The organism is Hydrogenophaga sp. UC242_53, assembly GCF_042696965.1.
In the GTDB taxonomy this organism is placed as follows: Bacteria; Pseudomonadota; Gammaproteobacteria; order Burkholderiales; family Burkholderiaceae_C; genus Hydrogenophaga.
This window is the reverse complement of record NZ_CP170552.1, coordinates 4,301,731-4,317,581: the sequence shown is the minus strand read 5'-3', so window position 1 is coordinate 4,317,581 and position 15,851 is coordinate 4,301,731. Positions and strand designations below refer to the sequence as shown.

The window sequence follows — 15,851 nt, the reverse complement described above, 5'->3', positions numbered from 1 at the left end:
TCAGTCGGCATCCAGTTCGAAATGGAAATTCAGGCGGCGGCTGTTCGACTGCCAGTCGGCGTTCGAGCGCAGGCGCACCTGCAACTGGTCTTCCAGCGTGGGGGTGGTGATCGGGCCGGCATGCACCAGCGCGCGCTCGCCCGACACCAGCCGGCCCGCCTGCAGGCGGCCCTGGGTGGTCCAGACCGCTTCCACGGTGGAGGCCTCGTCGCGCGGCAGCACCATGTAGATGCGCCCGCTGCGCCCGATCCAGTCGCGCGTGTCGATGCGGATGTTGACGCGCAGCCAGGCTTCCATGCCGCCCGCGAAGGGCTGGCCCGATTTCAGGGGCAGCCACTGCATCTGCACGTTGGGTGGCACCGTGTGGCTCAGCGAGTCGTCCAGGCGGTGCGGGTTGGCCCAGGCGGTACTGGTCAGCAGGCCACACAGCGTCGCCAGGGCGAAGCGTCGGAAAGCCGTCATGGGCTGCTCAGGGTGTAGGTCACCCGGCCGTTGTAGGTGCCGGCTGCCCGCACCGCGTTGTTGGCGTAGACGTAGGAGTGGCAGTTCTCGAAATACGTGTTGCCCGGGACCGTCGCCAGCGTCTGCGTGCCGCCGTTGAAGGTGCCGGCCGGGATCACGTTGGGCGCGCCGCTGCCCGGGGCCGACACGGTCCAGCTGATCTCGGTGAAGGGAATGGTGTCGCCGCCCGCGTTGGTCAGGCTGGTGGGCGAGGAGACGGTGAGTGTGGCGTTGGCCGAGCCGCTGTTGCGGCGGTAGCCGGCGCCCACCATGACCTGGCTGGCGGGCGTGGGGCAGGTGGTGTAGCCGTCGGCGTACAGGCTGGTGGACTGCGTGCTGTCGCTGGTCATGGCCAGGTCCGTGCCATTGCCCAGCTGCGCCGCCGGCACGGTGACCTGCACCAGGTTGACGGGCCCGCTGGTGCCGGCCGTGCCATTCAAGGTGCCGCTGGTGCCGCTCATGGCGCCGTTGCCCACGTGCAGGAACAGGCGGCGGCTGCCGGAGGTGATCGTCAGCGACCAGGCGTGCGCGGCGGCCATTTCCGCCAGACACAACAAAGCCAGGCCGGCGGCCGCCGCGAGGCGGGCCTGGCTGGATCGGGTTGTCGTGCGCTTCATGGTGTCTGGCTGACCGTGGCTGTCCGAAAAAGCTTGGCGCCTGAAATGGCGACGGAGGGTTGCACGGGGCAAACCCTCCGGGAGGCCGATGGCGGCGGTGGGGCCGCCCTCTCAAGGTCTGCCGCGCAGACTCAGGGCATGGAGGCGGTGTAGGTCACGCGGCCGTTGGTCGTGCCGTAGGTGCCGGGTGCCACCACGGCCGAGTTGGCGTAGCTGAAGGTCCAGTTGGCCGTGCGGTCGGTGATCTTGGTGCCCGAAGACAGCGTGACGTTGGAGGCCGCGCCCGCGCCGGTGTTCGGAATGGCCGGGCTGGGCAGCGCGGCCAGGTTGCTGGTGGCCGAGATCTCGGACCAGGGAATGGTGTCGGCCGTGCCGTTGGTCAGCGCGCCGGTGGTGGACGCGGCCAGGGTGACCTGGCCGTTGTTGCCCACCACGCGGACCGGCACCACGTTGCCGGTGACCGCGCCGGCGGTCGCACCCGTGCCGACGGCGGCCGGGTTGCTGGTGTAGTCGAAGGTCACGGTGTCGATCGTGGTGTTGGTCGCGAAGGCGCCGGCACCGGTGCCCACGGCCAGGAACAGCACCCGGGGAATCGTCACGCGGAAGTCCAGGCGGGCCACCGCGCTGCCCGCGCCGGTGACGAGCTGGGATTCGGCCGAAGCCATCAGCGGGGTGCGCAAGGCCAGCGCCAGGGCGGATTGGAGCAACAGGGCTTTTTTCACGACGTTTCCTTCAGGACGGTGCAGAAGTGGGGTCTGAGCACTTTTAGGTACGCGGCCCACGGGTGGGTGATGGGCGGATGTTACGGAAAGTCACTTCGCGGATCAATATGTGGCCGAGGAAAAATTTCACACTTTTCAAGCACTTACGGCGACTTTGTTAACCGGCGGTAAAAAAACGAAGACGAGCGGCGAAAAAAGTGCTCAAGTTCACGCACCTTTTGCCGTGTTCGTACTTCTGGTTACCAGGTGCTGCAACGGAAGTGCACTGCCGGACTTCACCTCGCCCAGGGAGAAGCTGGTGTGCAGGTCTTTCACGTTGGGCAGGTTGAGCAGGACCTCCCGGGCAAACTGGCTGAAGTGGTTCAGGTCGCGGCTGACCACCTGCAGCTCGAAGGTGCCGGAGCCGCTGATGTAATGACAGGACACCACCTCGGGGATGCGGCGGATCGCGTTTTCCAGGGTGCGCGTGACGTCGCCGCTGTTGCGGTCGGCGTCCAGGCGCACGAAGGCCAGCACGCCCAGGCCGATCTTTTCGCGGTCGATCTCCGCGCGGTAGCCGCGGATGAAGCCCGACTCCTCGAGCGCCCGCACGCGCCGCCAGCACGGTGCGGCCGACAGGCCCACGCGTTGCGCCAGCTCGGCGTTGGTGAGGCGGCCGTCGCTTTGCAGTTCTTGCAGGATGGCGATGTCAAACTTGTCGAGTGTTTCCATGATGGCCTGTTTTGAGAATGAATCTTTCTCGATCATCGTGAAAACAGGCATGAAACGCAAACACCTATCGCGCACTGGGGCATACACTGTGCGCCACACTGGAGGCGTGCATCTACCCGTTGCACACCCCGTTCACGACCCGCCCACGAAGCAGGCCCCACATCCCCACGGAGACAAGCCGATGAACGCCCCCCTGCCCGACCACATCCGCCGCGCGCTCGAGACGGTCACCCTCGACGACAAATACGCACTCGATCACGGTCGCGCCTTCATGAGCGGCGTGCAGGCGCTGGTGAAGCTGCCCATGCTGCAGCGCCAGCGAGACGCCTTGCTGGGCAAGAACACCGCGGGCTTCATCAGCGGCTACCGGGGTTCGCCGCTGGGCGGCTACGACCAGGCGCTGCAGAAGGCGGCGCCGTACCTGAAGGCGCAGAACATCGTGTTCCAGCCCGGGGTGAACGAGGAACTGGCCGCCACCGCGCTCTGGGGCACCCAGCAACTGGGCTTCGCGCCAGCGGGCAGCAACCGCTTCGACGGCGTGTTCGGCATCTGGTACGGCAAGGGCCCGGGCGTGGACCGCTGCTCCGACGTCTTCAAGCACGCCAACATGGCCGGCACCACCCCCTGGGGCGGCGTGATCGCCGTGGCCGGCGACGACCACGTGGCCAAGAGCTCCACCGCCGCGCACCAGAGCGACCACATCTTCAAGGCCTGCGGCCTGCCGGTGTTTTTTCCGACCTCGGTGCAGGACATCCTGGACCTGGGCCTGCACGCCCTGGCCATGAGCCGCTTCAGCGGCGTGTGGGCCGGCATGAAGACGATCCAGGAGATCGTCGAATCCAGCGCCACGGCCGAAATCGATCCCGGGCGCGTGAACATCGTCATTCCCGAGTTCGAGATGCCCCCCGGTGGCCTGCACATCCGCTGGCCCGACCACGCGCTCGACCAGGAAGCCCGCCTGTTCGACTACAAGTGGTACGCCGCGCTGGCCTATGTGCGCGCCAACAAGCTCAACCACAACGTGATCGCCGGGCCGAACGACCGCTTCGGCCTGATCGCCAGCGGCAAGGCCTACAACGACACGCGCCAGGCCCTGCTGGACCTGGGGCTGGACGACGAGACCTGCCGCCGCATCGGCCTGCGCCTGCACAAGGTGTCGGTGGTCTGGCCGCTGGAGGCGCAGACCACGCGCGAGTTCGCCACCGGCCTGCGCGAGATCCTGGTGGTGGAAGAGAAGCGCCAGGTCATCGAGTACCAGCTCAAGGAAGAGCTCTACAACTGGCGCCCCGACGTGCGCCCGAACGTGCTGGGCAAGTTCGACGAGGTCGAGGGCGACTTCAGCGGTGGCGAATGGAGCATGCCCAACCCCAGCGCGCGCACCCTGCTGCGCGCCAACGCCGACCTCTCACCGGCCATCATCGCGCGCGCCGTGGCCAAGCGCCTCAAGAAGATCGGCGGCGTCCCTGAGGACGTGATGGCGCGCATCGATGCCCAGCTCGCCATCCTGACGGCGCAGGAGCAGTCGATGCAGACCCTGCTCACGCAGGGCGTGGCCGGCGCCGAGCGCCAGCCGTGGTTCTGCTCGGGCTGCCCGCACAACACCAGCACGCGCGTGCCCGAGGGCTCGCGCGCCATGGCCGGCATCGGCTGCCACTTCATGACGATCTGGATGGACCGCGCCACCGTGGGCTTCACCCAGATGGGCGGCGAAGGCGTGCCCTGGGTCGGCCAGCAGCCTTTCAGCCACGACCAGCACATGTTCGCCAACCTGGGCGACGGCACCTACTTCCACAGCGGCCTGCTGGCGGTGCGCCAGAGCATCGCGGCCGGTGTGAACATCACCTACAAGATCCTCTACAACGACGCCGTTGGCGATGACCGGCGGCCAGCAGGTGGGCGAGCGCCCTGAAGGCCACAGCGTGGTCCAGATCGCGCAGAGCATGCGCGCCGAAGGCGCGGTGAAGATCACCATCGTCACCGACGAACCCGAGAAGTACGACAGTGTGAAGGGCCTGCCCGAGGGCATTGCGATCCAGCACCGCGACACGCTCGATGCCGTGCAGCGCGAGTTCCGCGAGATCAAGGGCACCACGGTCATCATCTACGACCAGACCTGCGCCACCGAGAAGCGCCGCCGCCGCAAGCGCGGCACCATGGTCGACCCGGACAAGCGCGTGGTGATCAACGAGCTGGTGTGCGAAGGCTGCGGCGACTGCGGCGTGCAGTCCAACTGCCTGTCCGTCGAGCCACTGGAGACCGAATTCGGCCGCAAGCGCACCATCAACCAGAGCACCTGCAACAAGGACTATTCCTGCGTGAAGGGCTTCTGCCCGAGCTTCGTCACTGTCGAAGGCGGCCAGTTGCGCAAGAAGGAAAAAGGCGGGGCCAAGCTCGAATGGACCGGTGGCGCGTTGCCGCTGCCCGTGCTGCCCACCCTGGACGCGGAGGCCTGGGGCATCATCGTCGCCGGCGTGGGCGGCACCGGTGTCATCACCATCGGCCAGCTGCTGGGTGTTGCCGCGCACCTGGAAGGCAAGGGCATCGTGACGCAGGACGCGGCGGGTCTGGCGCAGAAGGGCGGCGCGACCTGGAGCCATGTGCTCATCGGCGCACGGCAGGACGACATCCGCACCACCCGCGTGTCGGCCGCGTCGGCCGACCTGATCCTGGGCTGTGACCCGATCGTCAGCGCGAACAAGGAAACCTGGGCCCGCCTGCGCGCCGGCCGCACGCACGTGGCGCTCAACGTGAACGCCACGCCCACCGCGGCCTTCGTCAAGAACCCCGACTGGCAGAACCCGGCGCAGGCCTGCGTGGACGCGCTGGTGCACAGCCTGGGGGGCCGATGCGGTGGGCACGTTCGACGCCGAGACGGCGGCCACGCGCCTGATGGGCGACAGCCTGTACACCAACCCCATGATGCTGGGCTACGCCTGGCAGAAGGGCTGGCTGCCGCTGGAGCTGGCTTCGCTGATGCGCGCCATCGAACTCAACGCGGTGCAGATCGACAAGAACAAGGCGGCCTTCGAATGGGGCCGCCGCGCCGCGCACGACCTGCAGGCCGTGGCCGCGCTGTGGCAGAAGGCCGGGGCGGGCGAGCAGGTGATCCAGTTCAAGAAGCGCGACTCGCTCGACGACCTGATCGCCCGCCGCGTCGACTTCCTCACCGGCTACCAGAATGCCGGCTACGCCGACCAGTACCGGCACTTCGTGAACCGCGTGCGCGCGTCGGAAGCCTCGCTGGGCAAGACCACGCTGACCGAAGCCGTGGCGCGCAACCTGTTCAAGCTCATGGCCTACAAGGACGAGTACGAGGTCGCCCGCCTGCACAGCGACCCGGCGTTCCACGCCCGCCTGGCCAGCCAGTTCGAAGGCGACTACAAGCTCAAGGTGCACTTGGCCCCACCGCTGATCGCCAAGAAGAACGAGCGGGGCGAGCTGGTCAAGCAGCCGTTCGGCCCCTTCATGTTCAAGGTGTTCAAGCTGCTGGCGCGTTTCAAGGGCCTGCGTGGCACCTCGCTGGACATCTTCGGCCGCACCGAAGAGCGCCGCACCGAGCGGGCCCTGATCGGGCAGTACCGCTCCGATGTCGAGGCCCTGCTGACCGGCCTGACCAGCACGAACCACGCCCTGGCGGTGGAGATCGCGCGCCTTCCCGAGCAGATCAAGGGCTTTGGCATGTGAAGGAGCGTCACCTCGCCGCCGCGCGCAGCCGCCGGGAAGGCCTGCTGCAGCAATGGCGCCAGCCCGAAGCGGCGCCGAACCTGGCCCGCGTCGCCTGATCCGCGGAACCACCCCGGCATACAATCGACGGTTGAGTCCGGAGTGCCCGGCGTCGCCTCATCCAGGCGGCCCCGGGCCTTTGGCGTTGTCCTGACCCCGAACCTGTTGGAGACCTCCCGTGTTCATTTCCTCCGCTTACGCCCAAGCCGCAGCCGCTGGCGACACCCAATCCACCCTGCTGGGCATGTTGCCCCTGGTGCTGATGTTCGTGGTGCTGTACTTCGTGATGATCCGCCCCCAGATGAAGCGCCAGAAAGAGCACAAGGCCATGGTCTCGGCCCTGGCGCAAGGGCGATGAAGTCGTCACCGCCGGTGGTTTCCTGGGCAAGGTGTCCAAGATCGGCGAGATTTATGTGGGCGTGGAACTTGCCGACGGCATGGAAGTCCAGATGCAACGCACCGCCGTCGTGCAGGTGCTGCCCAAGGGCACGATCAAGAGCGTCTGAGCAAGCCGGCCCGGCGCCGCTGTGTCGGACCGGGCCCTTGAAATGCGCTTTCGCCTCCGCTGAACAACTCCAGGCCTCAGGCCCGGCTTCACCATGAACCGTTACCCGCTGTGGAAGTACGCGATCATCCTGGTCGCCCTGCTGATCAGTGCGCTTTATGCGCTGCCCAACCTGTTCGGGGAGTCGCCCGCCGTGCAGGTCTCGGCGGCCCGGTCCACGGTGCGCATCGAGCCCAGCACGGTCATTCGGGTGGAGCAGGCGCTGGCGGCGCAGAACGTGCAGAGCACGCGCATCCAGCTCGATGCCAATTCGGTCAAGGCCCGCTTCGACAGCACCGACGATCAGCTCAAGGCGCGCGATGCCCTGGAGAAAGCGCTCAACCCGGATCCGGCCGATGCCAGCTATGTGGTGGCCCTCAACCTGCTGCCCCGCACACCGGCCTGGCTCGCTTCCCTGGGCGCCTCGCCCATGTACCTGGGCCTGGACCTGCGCGGGGGCGTGCACTTCATGCTGCAGGTGGACATGCAGGCCGCCCTGCAGCGGCGCGCCGACGTGCTCGCCACCGACCTGCGCACCCTGCTGCGCGAAAAGGGCCTGCGGCATGGCGGCATCAACCGCAGCGGCCAGACCATCGAGCTGCGCGCCGGTGACGCCCAGACCCTGGGCGCGGCACGCGACCTGATCCGCACCCAGTTCGCCGACCTGCAGGTCACCGAGACGGCCGACTTCCGGCTGGTGGGCACCATCAGTCCCGAAGCCGCGCGGCGCGTGCAGGAGCAGGCGCTCAAGCAGAACATCACCACGCTGCACAACCGGATCAACGAACTCGGCGTGGCCGAGCCGGTGATCCAGCAGCAGGGCGCCGACCGCATCGTCGTGCAACTGCCGGGTGTGCAGGACACGGCCAAGGCCAAGGACATCCTGGGCCGCACCGCCACGCTGGAAGTGCGCATGGTGGACGAGAGCATGGAAGCCCAGGCGGCCGCGCGCGGCACCGGGCCGGTGCCGTTCGGTGCCGAGCGTTATCCGGAGCGCGGCGGCCAGTCGGTGGTCGTCAAGCGCGAAGTGCTGCTGACTGGCGAGAACCTCACCGATGCCCAGGCCGGCTTCGACAGCCAGACCCAGGAAGCGGCCGTGCACCTCACGCTGGACGCGAAGGGCGCGCGCGTGTTCCGCGACGTCACGCGCGAGAACGTCGGCAAGCGCATGGCCATCATCCTGTTCGAGAAGGGCCGTGGCGAGGTCGTCACCGCGCCCGTGATCCGCGGCGAAATCGGCGGTGGCCGGGTCCAGATCTCGGGCGCCATGACCACGGTGGAAGCCAACGACACCGCGCTGCTGCTGCGCGCCGGTTCGCTGGCCGCGCCGATGGAAATCATCGAAGAGCGCACCATCGGCCCGAGCCTCGGTGCCGAGAACATCACCAAGGGTTTCCACAGCGTGCTGTGGGGCTTCATCGCGATCGTGGTGTTCATGTGCATCTACTACGCCCTGTTCGGCGTGTTCTCCAGCATCGCGCTGGGCTTCAACGTGCTGCTGCTGGTGTCGCTGCTGTCCATGCTGCAGGCCACCCTGACCCTGCCCGGCATCGCCGCCATGGCGCTGGCCCTGGGCATGCGCATCGATTCCAACGTGCTGATCAACGAGCGCGTGCGCGAGGAACTGCGCCGGGGCGCTTCGCCGCAGATCGCGCATCAACGCGGGCTACGACCACGCGTGGTCCACCATCCTGGACTCCAACGTCACCTCGCTGATCGCGGGCATCGCGCTGCTGATCTTCGGCTCCGGCCCGGTGCGCGGCTTCGCCGTCGTGCACTGCCTGGGCATCCTCACCAGCATGTTCTCGTCGGTGTTCTTCTCGCGCGGCGTGGTCAACCTCTGGTACGGCCGTCAGAAGAAGCTCAAGACCGTTTCCATCGGGACCGTCTGGCGTCCCGACGCCCAGAACGCCACGGCCAAGGCCGACTGATCAGGACCTCACGCCATGGAATTCTTCCGCATCCGCCGCGACATCCCGTTCATGAAGAACGCGTTGTTGCTCAACGCGATCTCCTTCCTCACCTTCATCGCCGCCGTCTTCTTCCTGACCACGCGCGGCCTGCACCTGTCGGTCGAGTTCACGGGCGGCACCGTCATGGAGGTGGCCTACGAACAGCCGGCCGACCTCACCTCGGTGCGCAAGGTCATCGAATCGCTGGGTTACGCCGATGTGCCGGTGCAGAACTTCGGCACCTCGCGCGACGTGCTGCTGCGCCTGCCGGTGCAGGCGGGCAAGACCTCCAGTCAGCAGAGCGAGACCGTGCTCGCGGCCCTCAAGGCGCAGAACCCCGCCGTGGAGCTGCGCCGCACCGAGTTCGTCGGCCCGCAGGTGGGCCAGGAACTGGTGACCAACGGCCTGCTGGCGCTGGGGCTGGTGATCGTGGGCATCATGATCTACCTCGCGTTCCGTTTCGAATGGAAGTACGCGGTCTCGGCCATCGTGGCGAACCTGCATGACGTGGTCATCATCCTGGGCTTCTTCGCCTTCTTCCAGTGGGAGTTCTCGCTGGCCGTGCTGGCGGCGGTGCTCGCGGTGCTGGGCTATTCGGTCAACGAGTCGGTCGTGATCTTCGACCGCATCCGCGAGACCTTCCGGCGCCAGCGCAAGATGAACACGCAGCAGGTGATCGACCACGCGATCACTTCCACCATCAGCCGCACCATCATCACCCACGGGTCCACGCAGGCCATGGTGCTGTCCATGCTGGTGTTCGGCGGCCCCACGCTGTTCTATTTCTCCCTGGCCCTGACCATCGGCATCTGCTTCGGCATCTACTCGTCGGTGTTCGTCGGCGCGGCCATGGCGATGTGGCTGGGCATCAAGCGCGAAGACCTGGTCAAGACCAGCAGCAAAACCGAAGGCGATCCGGACGACCCGAACGCCGGTGCTGTCGTTTAAGCGCGAAAGCGCGCGCCTTATACAGCGCGCCTCGCGCGCTTGGCGCCTGTGGATGAATCCAATCGTGTCATACTGCACACATTGTGTCGCCGCCCGATCAGCACGTTTCATCCCTGGCCAAACAGGCACGTGAACTCTTCGTGGTTCATGTGGGACGGGCGCTTCCCGAATGGGTCAAGGTCTGTGACACGCGGCTGACCTCGATCCTCGATCAGGCGGGCTCGGCGCGCGACATGCAGGCCCGTCGCGACGCATGGACCGGGTTCCAGAAAAACCAGACCACCTGGCTCAACCAGAGCCGCAAGGCGCTGCAGCGTTCGCTGCTGCCGCGCTTCTCCAACTCCGGCAGTCCCACCAGTGTCTCGGGCCAGCTGGAGCTGGTGGCCGAAGGCGCGATCGACGACCAGATCCTGGCCTCGCGCCTGGCCATGCAGGTGCTCGACAAGTCGTCCACCGAACTCAACGAATTGCGCCTGCGCATCCAGCACCTGGAAGGCCGGCTGGAGCTGCCTCGGGGCGACGTGCTGTTGCCCGGCGTCACCGCGCGCATCCTGGTGGACCAGTGGCTGGACGCTCACATGACGCGGGAGGCCTGGGTGCTGGTGCAGGACGCGCTGGCGCCGGTCATCGCCACCAAGCTGCATGAGGCCTACAAGGCCGCGAACGAGTTTCTGGTTGCGCAGCGGGGTGATGAAGGAAATCGACCTGCAGGCCCTGGTCAAGCGGGTGCCGGGCAGCCGCAGCGAAGGTCCGGTGGTGCGCCGCGACGCGTCGGCGGCGGCCACCACCGCGCCGCGCCCGATGACGGCGGGACAGCGAATGGCCGGCGGGCCGGCGTCCATGCCCGCCTCCGCGCCTGGCGGTGTGTCCGGCATGGGGCCGGGATCGAACTTCGGTGCTGGCCGCGCGGGCGCACCATCGTCCGGCATGGGTGTGCACGATGAAACCCGGCTCATGACGGGCACGTCTCCGCTGGCGCGGGCGCGCATGCGGGCGCAGGGCGTGGTCGGGCGTCTCAAGCGCATGCTGATCGACCGCGTCGGTGGCGATTTCGAGGCCACACAGCTGTTGCCGCCCTCGCCCCGTCTGCAGCAGGCGATCCAGCATCAGGTGGCGTCGCCCAGCGTGGCCGCGGGTCTCTACGTGTCCGGCTCCTCGGGTGTGGGCGCGGTGTATGTGGACGCCTCGCATGTGGAGCGGGTCGCCACCTCCTTGCGCCAGCGCACCGCCGAACTCAAGCAGGCCGCGAGCACGCCGACCGAAAAGGCCACCATCGAGGTGGTGGCGCTGATGTTCCAGAGCATCCTGGCCGAAGAGCGCATTCCGCCGAGCGTTCGGGTCTGGTTCGCGCGGCTGCAGATCCCGGTGCTGCGTGTTGCGCTGGCCGAACCCGAGTTCTTCAGCGCCCTGCAGCACCCGGCGCGCCGCCTGATCGACCGCATGGGCTCCTGTGTGATGGGCTTCGAGTCCAACGTCGGCTCGGCCGCGCTGGAGGCCGAGATCAAGCGCGTGGTGCAGGTGATCGAGCAATACCCCGAAACCGGGCGACGCGTGTTCCAGCTGGTGTTCGACGAGTTCCAGAAATTCCTCTCCACCTACCTCAGCGAGCAAGGCAGCGCCAGCCGCTTCGTGAGCGTCGCGCAGCAGGTGGAGCAGAAGGAAACCCTGTCGGTGCAGTACACGATCGAGTTGCGCAAGCTGCTGGACGATGTGCCGGTGCGCGACGAGGTACGCGATTTCCTGTTCAAGGTGTGGGTCGATGTGCTGGCCGTGGCCAGCGTGAAGTACGGCCTGAAGCACGAAGAGACGACCTCGCTCAAGCAGGTCGCGTCCGACCTGCTGTGGGCGGCCAGCGCCAAGCCCAATCGCAACGACCGCGCCCGCGTGATCCAGCAACTGCCCGGCCTGCTGCAGCGCCTGCGCCATGGCATGGGGCTGCTGGGTTTCCCCACCTCGCTGCAGGACCAGCACATCAAGTCGGTGAGCGACACGCTGGCCGATGCCTTCATGTCGCGCACCGAACCCATCTCGCAGGAAAGCCTGGACAACCTGTCCGATCGGCTGGCGAACCTGGAAGACTACCTGCCGGCCAACGGTGTGGGCGACCTGGACCTGGACACCGAGAGCATCGAGATGATCACCGGCGTGGACGCCAGCAACATCGAGGTGATCAACCAGGGAGGCAGCCAGCCCAACGAGGCGATGCGCTCTTGGGCGGTGGAGCTGCAGATCGGTTCGTGGTTCGGCCTGGACCACAACGGCAAGCTCAACAGCGTGCAACTGGCCTGGCGCAGCGAGCGTGGCCAGCTCTACCTGTTCGTGACCAACGGTGGGCGCTGTTTCCTGATCCAGGCGATGCGTGTGGCGTCCTACCTGCAGGCTGGCCTGCTGGTGCCCAGCGAGGAAGAGGCCCTCACCGTGCGCGCCACGCGCGACGCGATGGCCAAGCTCGAGGCCAACCCCGAGCGCCTGCTCAACTGAGCGGGCCTGCCGGGGCTCAGCCCTGGCCCTGCCGTTGCAACAACCCGCCCGGCAGGCGGGCCACCTCTCCCGACAGTTCCAGTTCGAGCAGGCGCGCCTGCAGGTGCGCCGTGTCCAGGCCGGTGCGGGCCTGCAAGGCATCCAGGCTCACCGGATCGTGGCCCATGGCCCGCAACAGGCTGTCTTCCTTGGCGCCGTGGTCGCTGCCCGGCCCGGCGCTGTCGTCCGGCGGTACCGGTTCGGCGAAGCGCAGGTCTTCCAGGATGTCCTGCGCCGACTCGACCAGCTTGGCGCCCTGGCGGATCAGCGCGTGGCAGCCGCGCGATTGCGGCGCATGGATCGAGCCCGGGATCGCAAACACCTCGCGACCCTGCTCCGCCGCCAGCCGCGCGGTGATCAGCGAGCCGGACTGCACGGCCGCTTCCACCACCAGCGTGCCTTGCGACAAGCCGGCGATGATGCGGTTGCGTTGCGGGAAATGGGCTGGCAGCGGGGGGGTGCCCAAGGGGTACTCGCTGACGATCGCGCCCTGCGCCCCGATGCGGTGGGCCAAGGCCAAGTGGCGTTTGGGATAGACGCGGTCCAGCCCGGTGCCCACCACGGCCACCGTGGGAGCGCCGCCCAGCATCGCGCCATCGTGCGCGGCGCCATCCACGCCCAGGGCCAGGCCCGAGACCACGCAGACCCCGGCCTGCCCAAGTGCTTGCGCGAACTGGCGGGCGTTGGTTTCGCCTTGGGGTGTGGGGTTGCGGCTGCCCACGATGGCCAGCCGCCGGGGGTGGTGCAGGGCCTGCACGTCGCCCAGCACGTACAACAGCACCGGCGGATCGGCCATCTGCAGCAGATCGGGCGGGTAGAGCGGATCGCCCAGGGTCAGGATGTGGCGGTCCGCGGCGTCGGCCAGCCACGCCTGCGTGCGATCCACCTGCGCCTCGAGGTCTTCGGGGGGCTGCTCCAGCGCGCTCGCCGCGCGGGCACCGACGACCGCCTGCCAGGCCGAGGCCGGTTGGGCGAAGACCGCTTCGGGCAGGCCAAAGGCCGCGAGCAGCTTTCGCGCGGAGTCGAGGCCCACGCCTGGCGTGAGCAGCAGCCGCAACCAGGCGGCCAACTCGGGTCGGGGCATCGCGCCGATCAGGGGTTGACGAAGCGGTCGCCGACCTTCACGCCGTCGGTGATCTGCAGCACCAGCGCGTAGGACACCTTGTCGAAGGTGCGGAAGACCATCATCAGGCCGTTGCGCTCACCGGGCAGGCGCAGTTGCGGGCGGGTCTGATCGGTGGTGTCGGTGATCAGGCTGCTTTCGCGCTGCAGCGCCAGCACATGGCCGCGCTCGATGCCGTGCGCGCGGCCGCGGTTGATGGAGACCACCTGGTTCTGGGCCGCATAGCGCACCGCGTTGCCATACACCGAGACGATCTGGCCGCTTTGTGGCGTGTCGGGCGCGCGTGGCACGAAGTGGCTGAGTTCACGTTCCGGTTCGGGCAACAGCCGGTCGCCGATGCGCATCTCTTCCTTGGCCGCGACGATGTCGATGGAGGCCGGCACGATCTCGGCCGGGGCCTTGCCGTCGGCGGCCGGGCGCTGGGTCTCGCCGCTCACCAATTGGGCCTTGCCCAGATACTGGGCTTCGTAGCCCAGGATTTCGCTCGTGGTGGGATCGCGCAGGGGGGTGGCGTTGCGGAACACGCGGTAGTCGATCGACTTGCCGTCCACGACCCGCAGCGGTTCGTTCTGCGGGCCGTCGCCGTACAGGGCGCGCGCATAGGCGCGGTCGCCCCGGGTGAGCAGCACGCGGTTTTCCTGCGTTGCGCACGATGCGCGGTGCGCGCGCGAAGGTGGCTTCGTCGACGATCATGGGTTCGGTCAGGAACGACTCGATGGCCTGCAGCGACACCGGCGGAATCGCCGAGTCGCCCAGGCTTTCGTAGCGGGTGCGGGGCGACACGCGGACGGTGGCCGGGTCGCCGTTGCCCGCGGGGCGCGTGCTGAGGATGGCGCGGTCGCCGGACTTGATCAGGTACAGCACCTGGCCGGGGTAGATGCGGTGCGGGTTCTGGATGTCCTGGCGGTTCATGCCCCAGAGCTCGGGCCAGCGCCACGGCGTCTTGAGAAACACGCCGGAAATCGCCCACAGGGTGTCGCCGCGTTTGATGGTGTAGCTGTCGGGCGCATTAGGCGCGAGTTCGGACAGTGGCACGCCGTTCTGCGCCACCTGGTCGGCGGTGGCGCGTTGCCCGGAGGTGATCGGGAAGTTCTGCGCCAAGGCGCTGCCGGTGATCGAGGCTGCGCAGCACGGCGGCGGCGCAGACCAGCGAACGTCGCTGGCGCAAGAAGAAAAATTCGGCGGACTGGCGGGTTTGCAATGGCATGAAGTGGCCCCTGAGCGGCGATCGCGTCTTGACAAGTCGCTTTTGATTTTGCGCCCAAGCCATTGATTGGGCAACGTATATGGCGGAGGGATTTCACGCGCCGTCGCAAAAGTGGCGAAAATAGCGACATCGTCTTCCGCCTGTCACCGGCTTGCCGCCAGCCGTCGCCCCGCGACAATGGAGGCCCCTGCCTGGACCTGTCCCGAACCCACCCGATTTTCATGAATTCGCCGTCGCTTCTGCCCATCCTGCGTTACCCCGACCCGCGCCTGCACACCGTGGCCCAGCCGGTCAAGGCGGTGGACGATCGCATCCGCTCGCTGATCGAGCGCATGTTCGAGACCATGTACGACGCCAATGGCATTGGCTTGGCGGCCACGCAGGTGGATGTGCACGAGCGCCTGATCGTGATCGACGTGAGCGAGACGCGCGACGAGCGCCTGGTGCTGATCAACCCCGAGATCGAATGGGCCAGCCCGGAGAAGCGCAAGGGCGAAGAGGGCTGCCTGTCGGTGCCCGGCATCTACGACGGCGTGGAGCGGTCGATCGCCGTGCGGGTGCGCGCGCTCGACGGCAACGGTGTGGAGCGCACGATCGATGCCCAGGGCATGCTGGCGGTGTGCATCCAGCACGAGATGGACCACTTGCTCGGCAAGGTCTTTGTGGAGTACCTCTCGCCGCTCAAGCGCGATCGCATCAAATCCAAACTGGTCAAGGCTCAACGAGAGGCATTGCGCGCATGAACATCTCTCTGGCTTCTTCGCTGCGTGGCCTGGTCGTGGTGAGCGCGCTGGCACTGGCGGGCTGTTCACTGATGCCCGAACAGGTGGCGACGGGCACGCCGCGCAGCGAGATCGAGACCCGGCTGGGCCGGCCGACGCTGGTTCATACGCTGCCCGCGGGCACGCGCTTGCAGTACTCGGGTCAGCCCTCGGGCCCCTGGGTGCACAACCTCGATCTCGGACCCGATGGCCGCCTGGTGCGGTACGAGCAGGTGATGGACGCGGGCTGGCTGCTGCGGCACATCGAGATCGGCCGCTGGACGCGCGAAGACGTGTTGCGCGGCATGGGTCGCCCGGCCATGGTGGAGCGCGTGGCGCGCTTCGATGGCGAGGTCTGGAGCTACCGCTTCCTGGAAGCCACGCGGCCGCGCCTGGTGCATGTGCACCTGGACCCCTCGGGTGTGGTGCGGCAGCTGATGTTCTCCGACGACCAGGTGCTCGGCGATCCCGTCGACGCCGTGTCCCATCCCTGATGCCGCGCGGCGTCGCGCCATCGGTCCC

Annotated in this window: 9 protein-coding genes and 5 pseudogenes; 8 read left to right on the top strand and 6 right to left on the bottom strand. The window is 67.6% G+C overall.

Features of this window, described 5'->3' with window-relative positions:
- The 4 genes from ACFJI0_RS21750 to ACFJI0_RS21735 form a co-directional block, all read right to left on the bottom strand.
- A complete protein-coding gene (locus ACFJI0_RS21750) occupies window positions 1-462 on the bottom strand; it encodes a hypothetical protein (protein WP_382322273.1) in 462 nt (153 codons plus the stop codon).
- On the bottom strand, window positions 459-1,118 hold the full coding sequence (locus ACFJI0_RS21745) for a hypothetical protein (RefSeq protein ID WP_382153060.1): 660 nt from the start codon (window positions 1,116-1,118) through the stop codon (window positions 459-461). Before ACFJI0_RS21745 ends, ACFJI0_RS21750 begins: the two co-directional genes overlap by 4 nt.
- 131 nt (window positions 1,119-1,249) lie before the next feature.
- Window positions 1,250-1,840, bottom strand: coding sequence for a hypothetical protein (locus ACFJI0_RS21740; protein WP_382322272.1), 591 nt, complete (start codon window positions 1,838-1,840; stop codon window positions 1,250-1,252).
- Window positions 1,841-2,047: 207 nt separating this feature from the next.
- Window positions 2,048-2,551, bottom strand: a complete 504-nt coding sequence (locus tag ACFJI0_RS21735; protein WP_382325775.1) for an Lrp/AsnC family transcriptional regulator — start codon at window positions 2,549-2,551, stop codon at window positions 2,048-2,050.
- Window positions 2,552-2,732: 181 nt separating this feature from the next.
- On the opposite strand from ACFJI0_RS21735, the pseudogene ACFJI0_RS21730 reads away from it, so the two are divergent.
- The 5 genes and pseudogenes from ACFJI0_RS21730 to ACFJI0_RS21710 all read left to right on the top strand — a co-directional run bounded on the left by ACFJI0_RS21730 (window position 2,733) and on the right by ACFJI0_RS21710 (window position 12,199).
- A pseudogene (locus tag ACFJI0_RS21730) lies at window positions 2,733-6,333 on the top strand (indolepyruvate ferredoxin oxidoreductase family protein).
- A gap of 119 nt (window positions 6,334-6,452) precedes the next feature.
- Window positions 6,453-6,780, top strand: a pseudogene (gene yajC / locus ACFJI0_RS21725) (preprotein translocase subunit YajC).
- A gap of 93 nt (window positions 6,781-6,873) precedes the next feature.
- Window positions 6,874-8,749: pseudogene (gene secD, locus ACFJI0_RS21720) on the top strand (protein translocase subunit SecD).
- Between the two features lie 15 nt (window positions 8,750-8,764).
- Entirely contained in the window at window positions 8,765-9,718 is a 954-nt protein-coding gene (gene secF / locus ACFJI0_RS21715; protein ID WP_382322271.1) for a protein translocase subunit SecF, read from the top strand.
- Between the two features lie 83 nt (window positions 9,719-9,801).
- Window positions 9,802-12,199: pseudogene (locus ACFJI0_RS21710) on the top strand (DUF1631 family protein).
- Window positions 12,200-12,215: 16 nt separating this feature from the next.
- Here the strand turns inward: ACFJI0_RS21710 and dprA are convergent.
- Both dprA and ACFJI0_RS21700 read right to left on the bottom strand, forming a co-directional pair.
- Entirely contained in the window at window positions 12,216-13,322 is a 1,107-nt protein-coding gene (gene dprA, locus ACFJI0_RS21705; protein ID WP_382322270.1) for a DNA-processing protein DprA, read from the bottom strand.
- An 8-nt stretch (window positions 13,323-13,330) separates the two neighbouring features.
- Window positions 13,331-14,477 (bottom strand): annotated as a pseudogene (locus ACFJI0_RS21700) (LysM peptidoglycan-binding domain-containing protein).
- Here ACFJI0_RS21700 and ACFJI0_RS21695 point away from each other — a divergent pair.
- From ACFJI0_RS21695 to ACFJI0_RS21685, 3 genes are all read left to right on the top strand, one after another.
- Complete coding sequence (locus ACFJI0_RS21695; protein WP_382325908.1) at window positions 14,422-14,634, top strand: hypothetical protein; 213 nt, start codon at window positions 14,422-14,424, stop codon at window positions 14,632-14,634. The pseudogene ACFJI0_RS21700 and the gene ACFJI0_RS21695 sit on opposite strands and share 56 nt — an antisense overlap.
- Before the next feature lie 155 nt (window positions 14,635-14,789).
- A complete protein-coding gene (gene def, locus ACFJI0_RS21690) occupies window positions 14,790-15,311 on the top strand; it encodes a peptide deformylase (protein WP_291121735.1) in 522 nt (173 codons plus the stop codon).
- A complete protein-coding gene (locus ACFJI0_RS21685) occupies window positions 15,308-15,823 on the top strand; it encodes a hypothetical protein (protein WP_382322269.1) in 516 nt (171 codons plus the stop codon). Before def ends, ACFJI0_RS21685 begins: the two co-directional genes overlap by 4 nt.
- The last annotated feature ends 28 nt before the right edge of the window (window positions 15,824-15,851 follow it).

Excerpts from the sequence above, each read along its gene's own strand:
- secF (WP_382322271.1), top strand. The coding sequence starts at position 8,765 with ATGGAATTCTTCCGCATCCGCCGCGACATCCCGTTCATGAAGAACGCG.
- def (WP_291121735.1), top strand. The coding sequence starts at position 14,790 with ATGAATTCGCCGTCGCTTCTGCCCATCCTGCGTTACCCCGACCCGCGC.
- ACFJI0_RS21750 (WP_382322273.1), bottom strand. The coding sequence starts at position 462 with ATGACGGCTTTCCGACGCTTCGCCCTGGCGACGCTGTGTGGCCTGCTG.
- ACFJI0_RS21745 (WP_382153060.1), bottom strand. The coding sequence starts at position 1,118 with ATGAAGCGCACGACAACCCGATCCAGCCAGGCCCGCCTCGCGGCGGCC.
- ACFJI0_RS21685 (WP_382322269.1), top strand. The coding sequence starts at position 15,308 with ATGAACATCTCTCTGGCTTCTTCGCTGCGTGGCCTGGTCGTGGTGAGC.
- ACFJI0_RS21735 (WP_382325775.1), bottom strand. The coding sequence starts at position 2,551 with ATGGAAACACTCGACAAGTTTGACATCGCCATCCTGCAAGAACTGCAA.
- dprA (WP_382322270.1), bottom strand. The coding sequence starts at position 13,322 with ATGCCCCGACCCGAGTTGGCCGCCTGGTTGCGGCTGCTGCTCACGCCA.